The organism is Candidatus Pelagibacter sp. (assembly GCF_052049995.1).
Lineage (GTDB): Bacteria > Pseudomonadota > Alphaproteobacteria > Pelagibacterales > Pelagibacteraceae > Pelagibacter.
Window position 1 is genome coordinate 317,184 of sequence record NZ_JBNGYX010000001.1, and the last position, 13,644, is coordinate 330,827.

Sequence of the window (13,644 nt, forward strand, 5' to 3'; positions counted from 1 at the left end):
AATTACTTTGGATCAATAATTTTATAATTTTCAATTACAAGATTTGCCAAAAGTTTTTTGCACATTTCTTCAACTTTTGCTTTTGCTTTGTCGTTATCAGTTTCTTTGGTGTTTATTTCAAAATATTTACCTTGTCTAACTTCATTAATATCCTGAAATCCCATTCCATCCAGAGTTTGATGAATAACTTTTCCTTGTGGATCAAGTACATCCTTTTTTAGAGTAATGATTACAGAAATTTTCATTTTTTCTTTCTTTTAACTGAAGATAATTTAGTTACATTTACTGCTGAAACATTAGATTGTTCATGAAGTATACCTAATCTTTTAGCAACCTCAGTATATGCTGGAATTAAATCACCCAGATCTTTTCTAAACCTATCTTTATCTAATTTTTTTTCTGTAATACTGTCCCACAATCTGCATGTATCAGGGCTAATTTCATCTGCTAAAATAACCTCATTTTTTCCATCGATTTTAATTCTTCCAAATTCTAATTTAAAATCGATAAGTTTAATTCCAACACCTCTGAACATTCCAATCATAAAATCATTAATTCTGAAAATCATTTTTTTTATTTTATCTATCTCTGCTTTTGCCGCCCAATCAAATGCTAAAATATGCTCTTCAGATATCAATGGATCTCCAAGCTTGTCATCTTTTAAGCAGTATTCAATTAGAGGTTCTTTTAAAACAGTACCATCCTCAATGCCCAATCTTTTAGTAATTGAACCTGTCGCAACATTTCTCACAATGAATTCAATCGGAATTATTTCTACAAGCTTTATAATTTGCTCACGCATATTTAATCTTTTAACTAAATGATTTTTAATTCCTATTTGGGAGAGGTTAGAGAGTATATGTTCTGATATTCTATTATTTAGAACACCTTTACCTTCAATGGTAGTTTTTTTTTGATTATTGAATGCTGTTGCGTCATCTTTAAAATATTGGATAACTAAATTTTTATCATTTGTTGAATAAATGATTTTAGCTTTCCCTTCGTATAATTTTTTACCTTTTTTCATTATTTAAAAACTCTTCTAAAGATAAAATTTACATTTTTAAAGTGTTTAGAATAATTAAATATAGACTTTAGTTTTTTTTGTGAAATTTTATTCATTATAAATTTATCAGATGAAATAACGTCAATTAAGTTTAAATTCTCAGCAAAACATTTTTTTGCATAATTTTGAACCATCTTGTATGATTTTTCTCTGCTCAATCCTGTTTTAGTTAATTCCAACATAACTTCTTGAGAGAAAATTAAACCTTTTGTTAAATTTAAGTTTTCAAGCATCTTTTTAGGATAAACAATCATGTTATCTAAAATATTTGTAAGTCTAACCAATGCAAAATCAGTTGTTATATTGGCATCTGGTCCGATATTTCTCTCAACACTTGAATGAGAAATGTCTCTTTCATGCCAAAGTGCTATATTTTCAAGTGCTGGTACAACCGCACTTCTAACCATTCTAGCTAAGCCTGTTAAGTTTTCGCTTAAGATTGGATTTTTTTTATGAGGCATTGCTGACGATCCTTTTTGATTTTTAGAAAAATATTCTTGTAATTCATAAACTTCACTTCTTTGTAGATGTCTTATTTCAACTGCTACTCTTTCAATAGACCCTGCAATAATACCTAAAACAGAAAAATAAAATGCATGTCTATCTCTTGGAATTACTTGTGTAGAAATTGGTTCAACTTTCAGTCCTAATTTTTTTGCCACATGTTTTTCAACATTTGGATTAATGTTAGCAAATGTTCCAACAGCGCCAGATATTGCACAGGTTGATACTTCATCGATTGCATTTTTCAATCTATTTCTGTTTCTTTTAAATTCCTCATAAAACGAAGCCAATTTTAATCCAAAAGTAATTGGTTCAGCATGGATGCCGTGGCTTCTTCCCATACACGGTGTAAATTTATATTTTTTGGCTTGTTTTTTTAAAACTTTTAAAATTTGATCTATATCTTTTAAAATGATTTTACCTGATTGGACTAATTGAATATTAAAACTAGTATCTAAAACATCTGATGATGTCATTCCTTGATGCAGGTAACGTGCTTTAATTCCAGCTTTTTCAGTTATAGAGGTAAGAAATGCTATTACGTCATGTTTTACCTCAGATTCTATTTTGTGAATTCTGCTTACATTAATTCTAGCTTTTTTTTTAACTATTGAAGCAACACCTCTTGGAATTTGACCAAGTTTTTCCATTGCTTCTGCAGCTGCAACCTCAACATCTAACCAGATTTTGTATTTATTTTCTTCTGACCAAATATCAGTTAATTCTTTTCGCGAGTATCTTTTAATCATTAATTATAAGTATGGAGGCTTTGAATAACCTTTAGCAGATTCTGTAAAGATTTCATAACCATTTTCAGTAATTCCTAACGTATGTTCAAATTGTGCAGATAAAGATTTGTCTTTTGTAACAGCTGTCCAGCCATCATTTAACATTTTAACATCATATTTACCTGAATTAATCATTGGTTCTATTGTAAAGGTCATGCCTGGCTTTAATTCCATTCCTGAGTTTTTATTTCCATAGTGTAGAATATTAGGAGGCTCATGAAATGTTGTACTTATTCCGTGACCACAAAAATCTCTTACGACTGAAAATCCTTTTTCTTCTACATAGGATTGAATTTCATAACCAATGTCTCCTAATTTAATTCCAGGTTTTAAAATTTTAATTGCTCTCATCATAGATTCGTAAGTAGCATCTATAAGATTGTTTAATTTTACTGGCGTTTTTCCAATACAAAACATCCTGCTTGTATCACCATAATATTCATCAACAATTGCTGTTACATCTACGTTTACAGCGTCACCTTCTTGTAAAATTCTATCAGAGGGTATTCCATGACACACAACATGATTTAAAGATGTGCATAACGATTTTGTAAAGCCTCTATAATATAGTGGCGCAGAGTAGCCTCCATTATCTTTTATAAATTCATAACCTAGTTTATCTATGTAGTCAGTGGATATACCTTCTTTGATATTCTCAGTTAACATGTCCAAAGTTCTTGCAGCTAAATTTCCTGCAATTCTCATTTTTTCAAATTTTTCTTTATAATCAGTCATCTATAATTTTTAATTTTTTATCTATAAAAATTTTTTTAGAACTTATATCACATCTATATGCTAAAAAATTTACACCTGCTTTTTTAGCTATTAAATAGTTATTATAATATTGTTCATCTATGTCTTTGGCTATTTTAAAATATTTCATATTTTGGATTTGAACTAAAAATATTAAGTATGTTTTATAACTTTTTTTTATGGCATCAATAAGGGTTAATAAATGCTTAGTTCCTCTTGCTGTTGGCGCATCTGGAAATTCAGCAGTATCTTTATTTCTAAATAAAGTAACATTTTTAACCTCAACAAACATTTTTTGACCTTTTTTTTCTAACAAAAAATCAAATCTTGTTTCCTTATTAAAAAAAACCTCAGGTTTAATAATGTCATTATTATTGAGCTCATTTACTAGATTGTTTTTGAGACCATGCTCAACTATTCTATTTGCCATATGAGTGTTAACTCCAACTAAATTTTTTCTAGATTTAATAATTTCCAATCCATATTTAAGTTTTCTTTTTGGATCGTTATTAGGAAGCAAATAAACTTCATTACCTTCATCTAGTAAACCTTTCATTGATCCTGTGTTAGGACAGTGAGCTGTGACAATTTCTTTACCTAGCTGCACATCAGTAAAAAACCTTTTATAACGTTTGATTAATTTGCCTTTTATTAAAGACTTGGTAAATTCCATTAGTAAATTATATATTTCATATGAATAAAAAAGTAAAAGTTAATGCTTCAATTTTAATAATAGGTAATGAAATTTTATCTGGAAGAACCCAAGATACGAATACATCTACTTTAGCAATCTGGCTAAATTCAATCGGTGTTAATGTTGGTGAAGTTAGAGTAATACCTGATGTTGAAGATATTATTGTTGATACTTTAAATTTACTTAGATCTAAATATGACTACGTTTTTACAACTGGTGGTATTGGTCCAACACATGATGATATTACAGCTCAGTCAGTATCAAAGGCTTTTGGAATAAAATATGAAGTTCATAAAGAAGCTTTTAAAATTTTAGAAGCTTATTATCAACCAGGTGAATTTAATGATGGAAGACAAAAAATGGCCTGGATGCCAGAGAATGCAAATTTAATTTTAAATCCAACGAGTGGCGCACCAGGTTTTAATGTTAAAAATGTTTTTTCATTGCCAGGAGTTCCATCCATTTTGAAATCAATGTTGGGTGGTTTGACTAACAGTATAGTAGGAGGGAAGCCAATCAAAAGTCTTACTATAAGCTTAAGAACTGTCGAAAGTGAAATAGCAAATTCATTAACAAAGGTTCAAAATAATAATACTGATGTAGAAATTGGAAGCTATCCTTTCTTCCATGCAGGTAAATTAGGTGTATCAATTGTGATTAGATCAGAAGATCAGAATAAAATAGATGATTGTAATTCTCAAATTTTAAAATTTGTTAATGAAAAAAAAATTGAGGTAGTAGATAGATAATGCTGTATTTTGCTTATGGAAGTAATCTTCATCATTTTCAAATGAAACGTAGATGCAAAGACAGTATTTTTTTAAAAAAAATAAATTTAAAAGATTTTAAATTAACCTTTAGAAGCAAATATAGAGCTGCAGATATAGAGGCAAAAAAAAATTCAATTGTACCAGGTGCTTTATTTGAAATTTCTAAAAGTGATGAAAAAAAGCTAGATGTGTATGAAGATTTTCCAATATTATATAAAAAACATTATTTTTATTATTATGGAAAAAAAGTGATGACTTATACAATGGTTAAAAAATCTCCATTCAAATTTCCAACTGAAAGATATCTAAATGTTGTAAAAAAAGGATATCGAGATTGTAAACTTGATAAAAGATTTTTACATAAAGCACTTAGAACATAAATAAGACTAAAGATAATATTTATTATCTTCATTAACAGCTTTTTCTAATCTTAATAAAAAATCTGGGATAGCGCTTTTAACTCTGCTCCATGTTGGTATAAATGGAGCATCCATGGGGTTTAAGTAAAAGTCTTCGCCAGCTTTAATTATATTTTTTGAAAATAATTCAACTGCTTTTTCTTCAGAATGTGAATCAAATTTCAAACCATTCATTTCAGCATCACCTCGATAAGCGTCAATTAAATCAAGTGCTGACCTATAGTATGTTGCTTTAAGTGATCTTAATTCTTCTCTACTAAACGAGTGACCTTGAGTGGCAAGCTTTTTGATAAAGGTCTTAATTATATCAATGGACATTCTTGATAAACCTTTATTTTCATCATCAATAGATAAATCCTGATGTTTGTGGTCATATGTATCTGCTAAATCAACCTGACAGATATTTTGTGGAGAAAAGTTTCTTTGCATTTCTGACAATATTCCAATTTCTATTCCCCAGTCTGATGAAATTCTTAATTCTGGAAGAATATTTCTTCTAAAAGAAAATTCCCCAGCTAGTGGGTATTTAAATGATTTCATAAAATCCAAATATTCACTTTTGCCTATTGTTTTTTCTAAAGCATTTAACATCGGAAAAACTAACAGTCTGGCTACTCTTCCATTCATTTTATTGTCCGCAACCCGGGGATAGTAACCTTTGCAAAATTCAAAATTAAATAAAGGATTCACCACTGGGTAAAATAATTTTGCTAGCATCCTTCGATCGTATGTTTTTATATCACAATCATGTAAAGCAACTGATCTTGCACTATTTCTTGCTATTGACATCCCAATACAATACCAAACATTTCTTCCTTTACCTTTTTCATTTGGTGCTAATGCTTTTTTTTTTAATTCTTTATCTAATTTTTTCAAATTTGGACCATCATTCCAAAGTATTGTGAAAGGGGTTTCTAATTTTTCAAAAAATGTCCATGCTTTCCTAGCCTGTTTTTCATTAGCTTGATCTAATCCTATTATTATATGATGAAGATAGTTAGTTTGAGCAATTTCAGAAACAATTTTTGGTAATGCCTCTCCATTTAACTCGCTATAAAGACATGGCAAGATAAGTTCCATTTTCCTCTCTTTTGAAAAACTTAAAAGCTCTTCCTCTATTTGTCTTGTTGACTTTGTTCCAAAGTCATGAAGTGTAGATATAATTCCATTTTGTGTAAATTCACTCATACAGTTTTTTATTAATTTTTATTAATTTTAACTAGAGCCATTTTAATCACATCTGCCCAGCCCTCAGGTGATGGCTTGTTAGTTGTAATTAAGTTATTTATAGGAATTTCATCTAAAATGAATTTATCATTAAATACTAAGCAGGGAAAATCACTTGTTTTCAACATATCTAAGTCATTATAATTATCTCCTACTGCCACTGTTTTTACATTTTGATGATATCTTTTATAAAATCTTACAAATACTCGAAGAGCTTTAGCTTTATTTACTTTATCAGTTAAATTAATTACCCTGCCACCTTCTTGCAAAGATAGACCGTCTTTTTTTATTATTTTTGATAATTGATTTTTTTCATTTTTAGTTCCATTAAATATAAAAGGAATAGTGTACCTACGATCTAAAGCCATTTTAAGTTTTTTATCATATAAACCAAAAATTAAACTTTGGTTTGTATTATTCATTTCAGACAACCATTTGCATTTGTTTTGCAGGTTTAATGGAACTATATTTTTAAAAATATTAAAAATATCATTTTTTTCTCTACTAAGAATTAATTCTTTGGGTAAATTTGGATTTAATAAGTCTAAGCCATTAATAGCAGCTCCATTTTCAGAAATAAAAGGTAAATTTGATCCTAACTCGTAATTAAATTGTAAAATTTCTTTCTCAGTTTTACTAGTATTCGGTATTATAAAGATACCTTTTGATATGAGTTGTATTAAATAGTCTTTTATTTCATCAAATTTAAACGTATCTCTATGAAGCAGAGAACCGTCTAGGTCAGTAAATATCAAAATTTTGATTGCTTTTTCCATTAATTGATATTTATAAAATATTCTAATAAATAACAATTTTACTAATTAGCCTTGTTCAATTATAAATATTAGCATAAACACTCATGAAATTCATTAATGCCCTCGTGGTGAAATTGGTAGACACAAAGGACTTAAAATCCTTGCCGCTTGCGGAGTGCCAGTTCGAGTCTGGCCGAGGGCACCACTAAATGAGTAAACTTCAAATCATTTCAGATAAAAATAAAAAATCATCAAGCATTAAAAATCTATTATTAAATAAAATAAAATCAAATCAGTTTAAAAAAGAGAATCTTATCATCGTTATTGGTGGTGATGGTTTTATGCTTCAAACACTAAAAAAGAATAAAAATTCTCATAAACATTTTTATGGGATTAATTCTGGAAATTATGGATTTCTTATGAATAAATTTTCCTCAAAAGATATTCTAAAAAACTTGTCAAAAGCAAATTTGGTTTCAATTTCTCCGCTAGAAATGATTGTTAAAAATAAAAATAATCAAACCAAGAGATCTATAGCAATAAATGAAGTTTCTGTGCTTAGACAAAGTAGGCAGGCCGCCTCATTATCTATTAAGCAAGGTTCAAAACAAATAATCAAAAAATTAGTGTCTGACGGTGTGTTGGTATCAACACCAGCAGGAAGTACTGCCTACAATCTTTCTGTTCATGGACCTATTTTAAGTCTTCATTCAAAAAAATTATCAATATCTCCAATAAGTGCATTTAGACCAAGAAGATGGAAGGGCAAAATAGTTAATGATAAAACTAAAATAGTTATAACTAACTTAAACCCAACCAAGAGACCTATAAGTGCTGTAGCAGATAATTTAGAAGTAAGAAATGCTAAATTAATTACAGTAAAAACTAATAACAAAATAAAGTTTAATCTTCTTTATGATAAAAACAGAAGTTTACAAAAGAAGATTAAAATAGAGCAAATAAGAAGAGAGACTAGTTAAATAAATGAAAAAAATTAATCCAATAATGCTCGTAGTCATTGTTTTGGTTGCAGGTTTTTGTGCATTTAAAATTATGTCTTTTCTTGGTTGTTACGTTCGTATTGAAGACGCTAATGAGTGCTGGAAATTAACAGCCTGGTAGATTAAATGAAAAAATTTTTATGGATTGTGGTTCTTAGTTATGACACTTGAGATTATTATAATTTTATTAACCGTTGTTCTTGCAGTTTATTTTTTATTCAGACCTACATCCAAAAAAGAGAAAGAGCGGTTCGAAGATAAAGATAACTGGAGAGGTGGATTTTAAATTGAACACTTGATTGGTCTACAAACCTGCCCACACTCTGGCCACACTTATTGTGTTAGGAATAGCTTTTGCATAAATTATTTTGATAAAAAACTAAGTGAAGTGGTGCCCCCGCACGGATTCGAACCGCGGACCTATTGATTACAAATCAATTGCTCTACCAGCTGAGCTACAAGGGCATGCGCAATAATTATTAACTATTTGTTAAATAATCAACTCTTTTTTTTTAAATAAGCAAGGTGATGAAACACTATTGCAGCACTATTTGAGATATTTAAACTTTCTATATCTTCATTAATATTAATTTTAACAAAAAAATCTGTATATTTTCCTGTATGTTGTCTCATACCAAATCCTTCTGATCCAAATAGAAGGATTTTATTTCCTTCCCATTCGATGTCTGTAAAATCTTTTTGACCTTTTGAATCAAAACCATAAACCCAGAAATTTTTTTCTCTTAAATTTTTTAAAGTGGAATTAATATTAGATACTTGGAATATATTTACGTGTTCCATACATCCACTAGCCGATTTATACATCAGCTTACTATCACGTGGAAAATGTCTTTCTTTAATTATTAATCCATCAATATCAAATGATGCTGCACTTCTGATTAATGAACCAATATTTCTTGGATCAGTAACCTCATCAAGACAGACAAATGTTAAATTATTTTTATTTTTTATAAATTGTTTTAGATCTGGTTGATCCAAATGTTCAATCTCTGCAACATAACCATTATGCATTAATTGTTCTTTAGAAGTATATTTGTCTAATTCTTTTTTAGATTTAAAGTAAATTTTGACATCCTCTAAAATGTTTTTATTTGGGTTTTTTCTATGAATATTTTTTTTAGACTCCTCCGTTAAAAATACTCTTAAAACTTTTCTTTTAGGATTTTTTAGAGCCTCAATAACTGCGTGTTGACCAACAATGAAAAATGATGATTTATTCATAAATTAGTATCTGTTTTATACGGTTTTTTTAATATTTTCCTATTAAATCACGTGTTGCATTTGCATAAATAAAATATATAAAACGCTTGTTATTTGAAGCTTTATTGAACAAGGGGACACTTCCCCAAAGGAGGGGTTCCAGAGCGGTCAAATGGGGCGGGCTGTAAACCCGTTGACTTCGGTCTTCGAAAGTTCGAATCTTTCCCCCTCCACCATTTAATAAATTTTAGATAACATGGAGTGTTACTCTTGGGGTTGTGCGGGTGTAGTTCAATGGTAGAACGCTAGCCTTCCAAGCTGGATGTAAGGGTTCGATTCCCTTTACCCGCTCCAAGAAAATAAAATTGAAAATGAAAACAAATAAACTGAGGTAAAAAAGTAATGTCAAAAGAAAAATTTGTAAGAAATAAACCCCACTGTAACATTGGGACTATTGGTCATGTCGACCATGGTAAAACAACTCTTACTGCCGCGATTACAAATGTATTAGCACAAGCTGGCGGTGGAACTGCAGTTGCTTATGATCAAATTGATAAAGCACCTGAGGAAAAAGAGAGAGGTATAACAATTTCAACAGCACACGTTGAGTATGAAACAGAAAAAAGACACTATGCTCACGTAGACTGCCCAGGTCACGCTGACTATGTTAAAAATATGATTACTGGTGCTGCACAAATGGATGGAGCAATTTTAGTTGTTAATGCAGCTGATGGTCCAATGCCACAAACAAGAGAGCACATTCTTTTAGGAAGACAAGTTGGTATTCCTGCAATTGTTGTTTACTTAAATAAAGTAGATCAAGTTGATGATAAAGAAATGATTGAACTTGTTGAAGAAGAAATTAGAGAACTTTTAACTTCATACAAGTACCCAGGTGATAAAACACCAATCGTAAAAGGTTCAGCTTTAGCAGCAGTTGAAGGAAGAGATGATGAAATTGGAAAAAATTCGATTTTAGAATTAATGAAAGCTGTTGATGAACATATTCCACAACCAGCTAGAGAAGTTGATAAACCTTTCTTGATGCCAGTTGAGGACGTATTCTCAATTTCTGGTAGGGGAACAGTTGCAACTGGAAGAGTTGAATCTGGTGTAATTAAAACTGGTGAAGAAGTTGAGATAGTTGGAATTAGAGAAACTAAAAAGTCAGTTTGTACTGGAGTAGAAATGTTTAGAAAACTTTTAGATTCTGGTGAAGCTGGAGATAACGTTGGAATTTTATTGAGAGGGATAGAAAGAAATGACATTGAAAGAGGTCAAGTTCTTTGTAAGCCTGGATCAATAACTCCACATACTAAATTTGAAGCTCAAGCGTATGTACTTAAAAAAGATGAAGGAGGAAGACATACTCCATTCTTTACTAAGTATAGACCACAGTTTTATTTTAGAACAACAGACGTTACGGGTGAAGTAGAATTACCAGCTGGTACTGAAATGGTTATGCCAGGTGATGATGCTAAATTTACTGTAAAACTGATTACACCTATAGCTATGGCAGAGAAACTAAACTTTGCAATTAGAGAAGGTGGAAGAACTGTTGGAGCAGGAGTAGTAACTAAAATTATAGAGTAACTCTATAAATAGGAGTGTAGCTCAATTGGTAGAGCGCCGGTCTCCAAAACCGGAGGCTGAGGGTTCGAGTCCCTCCGCTCCTGCCAATTTGAGCATATAAATTATGAGAAACCCGATTAAATTTATACAAGAAGTTAAACAAGAGGCTTTTAAAGTTACATGGCCAACTTGGAAAGAGACATTACAAGGTGCTTTAATGGTATTTGTAATGGCAGTTGTAATGTCTTTATTTTTTCTTCTTTTAGATCAGGTTTTAAAATTTTTCTTAGAACTTTTACTTAAAGTGAGTATTTAATGAAAAATTGGTACATAGTTCAATCTCATTCTAGCTTTGAAAATAAAGTAGCAGCTTTAATCAAAGAGGAAGCAGATAAAGCTAAAATTGCTGATAAGTTTGAGGAGATTATTGTACCAACTCATGACGTTACTGAGGTTAAGAGAGGTAAAAGAATTCAAAGAAAAAAGAAATACTTTCCTGGGTATGTGCTTATTAAAAGTGAGATGGATAATAATATTTATCACATGATTAAGAATATTAAGAGGGTCAGTGGTTTCTTAGGAACAAAAGGTATTCCTGTTCCAGTTTCAGATAAAGAAGTAGAGAAGATTTTAGGCCAGATAAAAGATGGTGTTGCTCAGCCAAAATCTGGCGTAGATTACAGTGTAGGTGAAAAAGTTCAGGTTGTAGATGGTCCATTTGCTTCATTTACTGGCATGATTGAAGAAATTGATGAAGAAAAAGCTAGACTTAAGGTGTCAGTTTCTATATTTGGTCGTCCCACACCTGTAGATTTAGAATATAATCAGGTTGAGAAGGTAAGTTAATGGCAAAAGAAATTAGTGGATTTATAAAACTACAAATTAAGGGTGGTCAAGCTAATCCAGCTCCTCCAGTTGGTCCAGCATTAGGTCAACGAGGTGTAAATATTATGGAGTTTTGTAAAGCGTTTAATGACAAAACTAAATCAATGGCAGGTAAGCCTGTTCCAGTTGAAATCACAGTTTATAAAGATAAAAAATTTGATTTTAAAATTAAATCACCTCCAGCATCTTTTTATATTAAAGAAGCAGTAAAACTTAAAGGTGGATCTAAAGAACCTGGAAGAAATATTGTTGCTTCAATCTCAAAAAAACAACTAGAGAGTATAGCAAAAGAAAAAATGAATGATTTGAATGCACATGATATTGAAGAAGCTATAAAAATTATTGCAGGATCTGCTAGATCTATGGGTATTGAGGTAAAAGAATAATGGCATCAAAAAGATACAAAAAATTACCTGAAAAGACAAAAGACTTGAAAGCGGAGTCTATAGAAAAATTGTTACCTGAGCTTAAGAAAAACTGCACAACTAAATTTGACGAGTCCTTAGACTTAAGTTTCCAAATTAATAACAAACAAAAGAAAAGTGAAGTTAATATTAGAACAGTAGTTAATTTACCTGGAGGCACAGGTAAGAAAGTCAAAGTAGCAGTAGTTTGTGAGGATAATAAAGCACAAGATGCAAAAGATGCGGGTGCAGATATTGTGGGTGGTGATGAATTTGTTGAAAAAATTAAAGCTGGAGAGTTAAATTTTGAAAAATTAATTTGTACACCTGGAATGATGATTAAACTTTCTAAATTAGGAAAAGTTTTAGGACCCAAAGGTTTAATGCCAAACCCTAAACTTGGTTCAGTTTCTGAAAATATTAAAGAAGCTGTAACTAATGCTAAATCTGGTCAAGTAGAAATTAGAAATGACAAAGACGGAAATATTGGAGTTAGCATTGGTAAAAAATCTTTTAGTGATGATCAATTAATGAAAAACTATAATGCAATTTTAGATGCTTTAGAAAAAGAAAAATCAAACAATACTTTGAAAGGTGATTTAATTAGAAGTGTATTTGCTACATCAACAATGGGTGTTTCATATAAAGTTAAATTAGGGAAATCGATATAGTTATGATGAACAAAGAACAAAAGAAAAATTATATTGAAGAGATGACTAGTAAGTTTGAGAACAGTAAAGCTGTGATGGTTACTCATTATCAAGGTTTAACCATGACTCAATTAGATGAATTGAGAGCGAAAATGAGAGAACATGGAATTATTTTCAAAATAACAAAAAACAGAATAACAAAATTAGCTTTAGAAAAAACAAAGTGTAAAGATCTATCTAATTTATTTACTGGTCCTACGGCAGTTGCGTTTGGAGAAGATGCTATAATGTCAGCAAGGATTCTTTCAAAATTTGCAAAAGATAATGAAAACTTAAAATTGATTGGTGGAATCATGGATAACGAGGTCTTAGATCAGGCCGGTGTCCAAAATGTAGCAAGTTTACCTACATTAGATGAAGCAAGAGCCAATATTGTGGGTATTTTGAACGCTTCTGCATCTAAATTAATCAGTATTTTGCTTGCACATTCAGAAAAAATGAGTAGTTTGACCGCAGAAAATTCTGAAACACAACCCAAAGAGTAATACATATGCCTGACCTAAACAAAATTATTGAAGATTTATCAAGTTTGACTGTTGCAGAAGCAGCTGAACTTTCAAAACAATTAGAAGAAAAATGGGGTGTAACTCCTATGGCAGCAGCAGCTCCAGCAGCAGCAGGTGGTGCGGCTCCAGCAGAAGATAAAGATGATTTTACAATCATGCTAGTTTCTGCAGGTGATAAAAAAATTAATGTTATCAAAGAAGTAAGAGCAGCTACTTCATTAGGTTTAAAAGAAGCTAAAGATCTTGTAGAGGGAGCACCAAAAGAAGTTAAATCTGGTGTAAACAAAAAAGACGCTGAAGAGATCAAAGCTAAGTTAGAAGCTGCTGGCGCTAAAGTAGAACTTAAATAAATTAAATAGAAAGAATTCG

General features: G+C 30.6%; 20 protein-coding genes and 5 tRNA genes. 16 read left to right on the forward strand and 9 right to left on the reverse strand.

Features of this window, described 5'->3' with window-relative positions; translation table 11 throughout:
- Positions 1–2: 2 nt before the first annotated feature.
- Genes purS through sfsA form a run of 5 tightly spaced genes read right to left on the reverse strand, consistent with a single transcriptional unit; the run spans position 3 to position 3,784 of the window.
- Positions 3–245, reverse strand: coding sequence for a phosphoribosylformylglycinamidine synthase subunit PurS (purS, locus tag ACTT9Y_RS01690; protein WP_440907978.1), 243 nt, complete (start codon positions 243–245; stop codon positions 3–5).
- A complete protein-coding gene (purC, locus tag ACTT9Y_RS01695; protein WP_440932732.1) occupies positions 242–1,027 on the reverse strand; it encodes a phosphoribosylaminoimidazolesuccinocarboxamide synthase in 786 nt (261 codons plus the stop codon). Before purC ends, purS begins: the two co-directional genes overlap by 4 nt.
- Positions 1,027–2,319 carry an adenylosuccinate lyase gene (gene purB / locus ACTT9Y_RS01700; RefSeq protein ID WP_440932733.1) on the reverse strand — a complete coding sequence of 431 codons (1,293 nt, stop codon included), beginning with the start codon at positions 2,317–2,319 and terminating at the stop codon, positions 1,027–1,029. The genes purC and purB overlap by 1 nt, the downstream gene beginning before the upstream one ends.
- A 3-nt stretch (positions 2,320–2,322) precedes the next feature.
- Complete coding sequence (gene map / locus ACTT9Y_RS01705) at positions 2,323–3,093, reverse strand: type I methionyl aminopeptidase (RefSeq protein WP_440932734.1); 771 nt, start codon at positions 3,091–3,093, stop codon at positions 2,323–2,325.
- A complete protein-coding gene (sfsA, locus tag ACTT9Y_RS01710; RefSeq protein WP_440932735.1) occupies positions 3,086–3,784 on the reverse strand; it encodes a DNA/RNA nuclease SfsA in 699 nt (232 codons plus the stop codon). The genes map and sfsA overlap by 8 nt, the downstream gene beginning before the upstream one ends.
- Positions 3,785–3,804: 20 nt before the next feature.
- On the opposite strand from sfsA, the gene ACTT9Y_RS01715 reads away from it, so the two are divergent.
- Both ACTT9Y_RS01715 and ACTT9Y_RS01720 read left to right on the forward strand, forming a co-directional pair.
- The gene (locus ACTT9Y_RS01715; RefSeq protein WP_440932736.1) at positions 3,805–4,554 is read left to right on the forward strand and encodes a competence/damage-inducible protein A; all 750 of its coding nucleotides are present in this window, start codon (positions 3,805–3,807) and stop codon (positions 4,552–4,554) included.
- A complete protein-coding gene (locus ACTT9Y_RS01720; RefSeq protein WP_440932737.1) occupies positions 4,554–4,955 on the forward strand; it encodes a gamma-glutamylcyclotransferase family protein in 402 nt (133 codons plus the stop codon). The genes ACTT9Y_RS01715 and ACTT9Y_RS01720 overlap by 1 nt, the downstream gene beginning before the upstream one ends.
- 6 nt (positions 4,956–4,961) lie before the next feature.
- On the opposite strand, the gene ACTT9Y_RS01725 is transcribed toward ACTT9Y_RS01720, so the two are convergent.
- Both ACTT9Y_RS01725 and ACTT9Y_RS01730 read right to left on the reverse strand, forming a co-directional pair.
- Positions 4,962–6,182, reverse strand: coding sequence for a glycosyl transferase (locus tag ACTT9Y_RS01725; RefSeq protein WP_440932738.1), 1,221 nt, complete (start codon positions 6,180–6,182; stop codon positions 4,962–4,964).
- Positions 6,183–6,193: 11 nt separating this feature from the next.
- Positions 6,194–6,997 (reverse strand): HAD-IIB family hydrolase, encoded by an 804-nt coding sequence (locus ACTT9Y_RS01730; protein WP_440932739.1) that lies wholly within the window; start codon positions 6,995–6,997, stop codon positions 6,194–6,196.
- Between the two features lie 98 nt (positions 6,998–7,095).
- Between ACTT9Y_RS01730 and ACTT9Y_RS01735 the strand changes: the two genes are divergently transcribed.
- The 4 genes from ACTT9Y_RS01735 to ACTT9Y_RS01750 all read left to right on the forward strand — a co-directional run bounded on the left by ACTT9Y_RS01735 (position 7,096) and on the right by ACTT9Y_RS01750 (position 8,263).
- A tRNA-Leu gene (locus ACTT9Y_RS01735) sits at positions 7,096–7,181 on the forward strand.
- Positions 7,182–7,185: 4 nt separating this feature from the next.
- A complete protein-coding gene (locus ACTT9Y_RS01740; RefSeq protein ID WP_440932740.1) occupies positions 7,186–7,956 on the forward strand; it encodes an NAD kinase in 771 nt (256 codons plus the stop codon).
- Between the two features lie 4 nt (positions 7,957–7,960).
- Complete coding sequence (locus ACTT9Y_RS01745) at positions 7,961–8,098, forward strand: hypothetical protein (protein WP_440932741.1); 138 nt, start codon at positions 7,961–7,963, stop codon at positions 8,096–8,098.
- A gap of 39 nt (positions 8,099–8,137) precedes the next feature.
- Entirely contained in the window at positions 8,138–8,263 is a 126-nt protein-coding gene (locus tag ACTT9Y_RS01750) for a hypothetical protein (protein WP_440932742.1), read from the forward strand.
- A 103-nt stretch (positions 8,264–8,366) separates the two neighbouring features.
- Here the strand turns inward: ACTT9Y_RS01750 and ACTT9Y_RS01755 are convergent.
- Both ACTT9Y_RS01755 and rlmB read right to left on the reverse strand, forming a co-directional pair.
- Positions 8,367–8,442, reverse strand: a tRNA-Thr gene (locus ACTT9Y_RS01755).
- A gap of 33 nt (positions 8,443–8,475) precedes the next feature.
- Positions 8,476–9,219 carry a 23S rRNA (guanosine(2251)-2'-O)-methyltransferase RlmB gene (gene rlmB / locus ACTT9Y_RS01760; protein ID WP_440932743.1) on the reverse strand — a complete coding sequence of 248 codons (744 nt, stop codon included), beginning with the start codon at positions 9,217–9,219 and terminating at the stop codon, positions 8,476–8,478.
- Between the two features lie 129 nt (positions 9,220–9,348).
- Here rlmB and ACTT9Y_RS01765 point away from each other — a divergent pair.
- The 10 genes from ACTT9Y_RS01765 to rplL all read left to right on the forward strand — a co-directional run bounded on the left by ACTT9Y_RS01765 (position 9,349) and on the right by rplL (position 13,625).
- A tRNA-Tyr gene (locus tag ACTT9Y_RS01765) sits at positions 9,349–9,434 on the forward strand.
- Positions 9,435–9,478: 44 nt separating this feature from the next.
- Positions 9,479–9,552 (forward strand) — tRNA-Gly (locus ACTT9Y_RS01770).
- 48 nt (positions 9,553–9,600) lie between these two features.
- Positions 9,601–10,791: an elongation factor Tu gene (gene tuf, locus ACTT9Y_RS01775; RefSeq protein WP_440932744.1), complete on the forward strand. Its 1,191-nt coding sequence runs from the start codon at positions 9,601–9,603 to the stop codon at positions 10,789–10,791.
- 10 nt (positions 10,792–10,801) lie between these two features.
- A tRNA-Trp gene (locus ACTT9Y_RS01780) sits at positions 10,802–10,877 on the forward strand.
- 17 nt (positions 10,878–10,894) lie between these two features.
- Positions 10,895–11,086, forward strand: coding sequence for a preprotein translocase subunit SecE (gene secE / locus ACTT9Y_RS01785; RefSeq protein WP_072090353.1), 192 nt, complete (start codon positions 10,895–10,897; stop codon positions 11,084–11,086).
- Positions 11,086–11,616, forward strand: a complete 531-nt coding sequence (gene nusG, locus ACTT9Y_RS01790) for a transcription termination/antitermination protein NusG (protein WP_440932745.1) — start codon at positions 11,086–11,088, stop codon at positions 11,614–11,616. Before secE ends, nusG begins: the two co-directional genes overlap by 1 nt.
- Positions 11,616–12,041: a 50S ribosomal protein L11 gene (gene rplK / locus ACTT9Y_RS01795; protein WP_023853690.1), complete on the forward strand. Its 426-nt coding sequence runs from the start codon at positions 11,616–11,618 to the stop codon at positions 12,039–12,041. Before nusG ends, rplK begins: the two co-directional genes overlap by 1 nt.
- Complete coding sequence (gene rplA / locus ACTT9Y_RS01800) at positions 12,041–12,730, forward strand: 50S ribosomal protein L1 (RefSeq protein ID WP_440932746.1); 690 nt, start codon at positions 12,041–12,043, stop codon at positions 12,728–12,730. The genes rplK and rplA overlap by 1 nt, the downstream gene beginning before the upstream one ends.
- A 5-nt stretch (positions 12,731–12,735) precedes the next feature.
- A complete protein-coding gene (gene rplJ, locus ACTT9Y_RS01805; protein ID WP_440932747.1) occupies positions 12,736–13,254 on the forward strand; it encodes a 50S ribosomal protein L10 in 519 nt (172 codons plus the stop codon).
- Positions 13,255–13,259: 5 nt separating this feature from the next.
- A complete protein-coding gene (gene rplL / locus ACTT9Y_RS01810; protein WP_145597943.1) occupies positions 13,260–13,625 on the forward strand; it encodes a 50S ribosomal protein L7/L12 in 366 nt (121 codons plus the stop codon).
- The last annotated feature ends 19 nt before the right edge of the window (positions 13,626–13,644 follow it).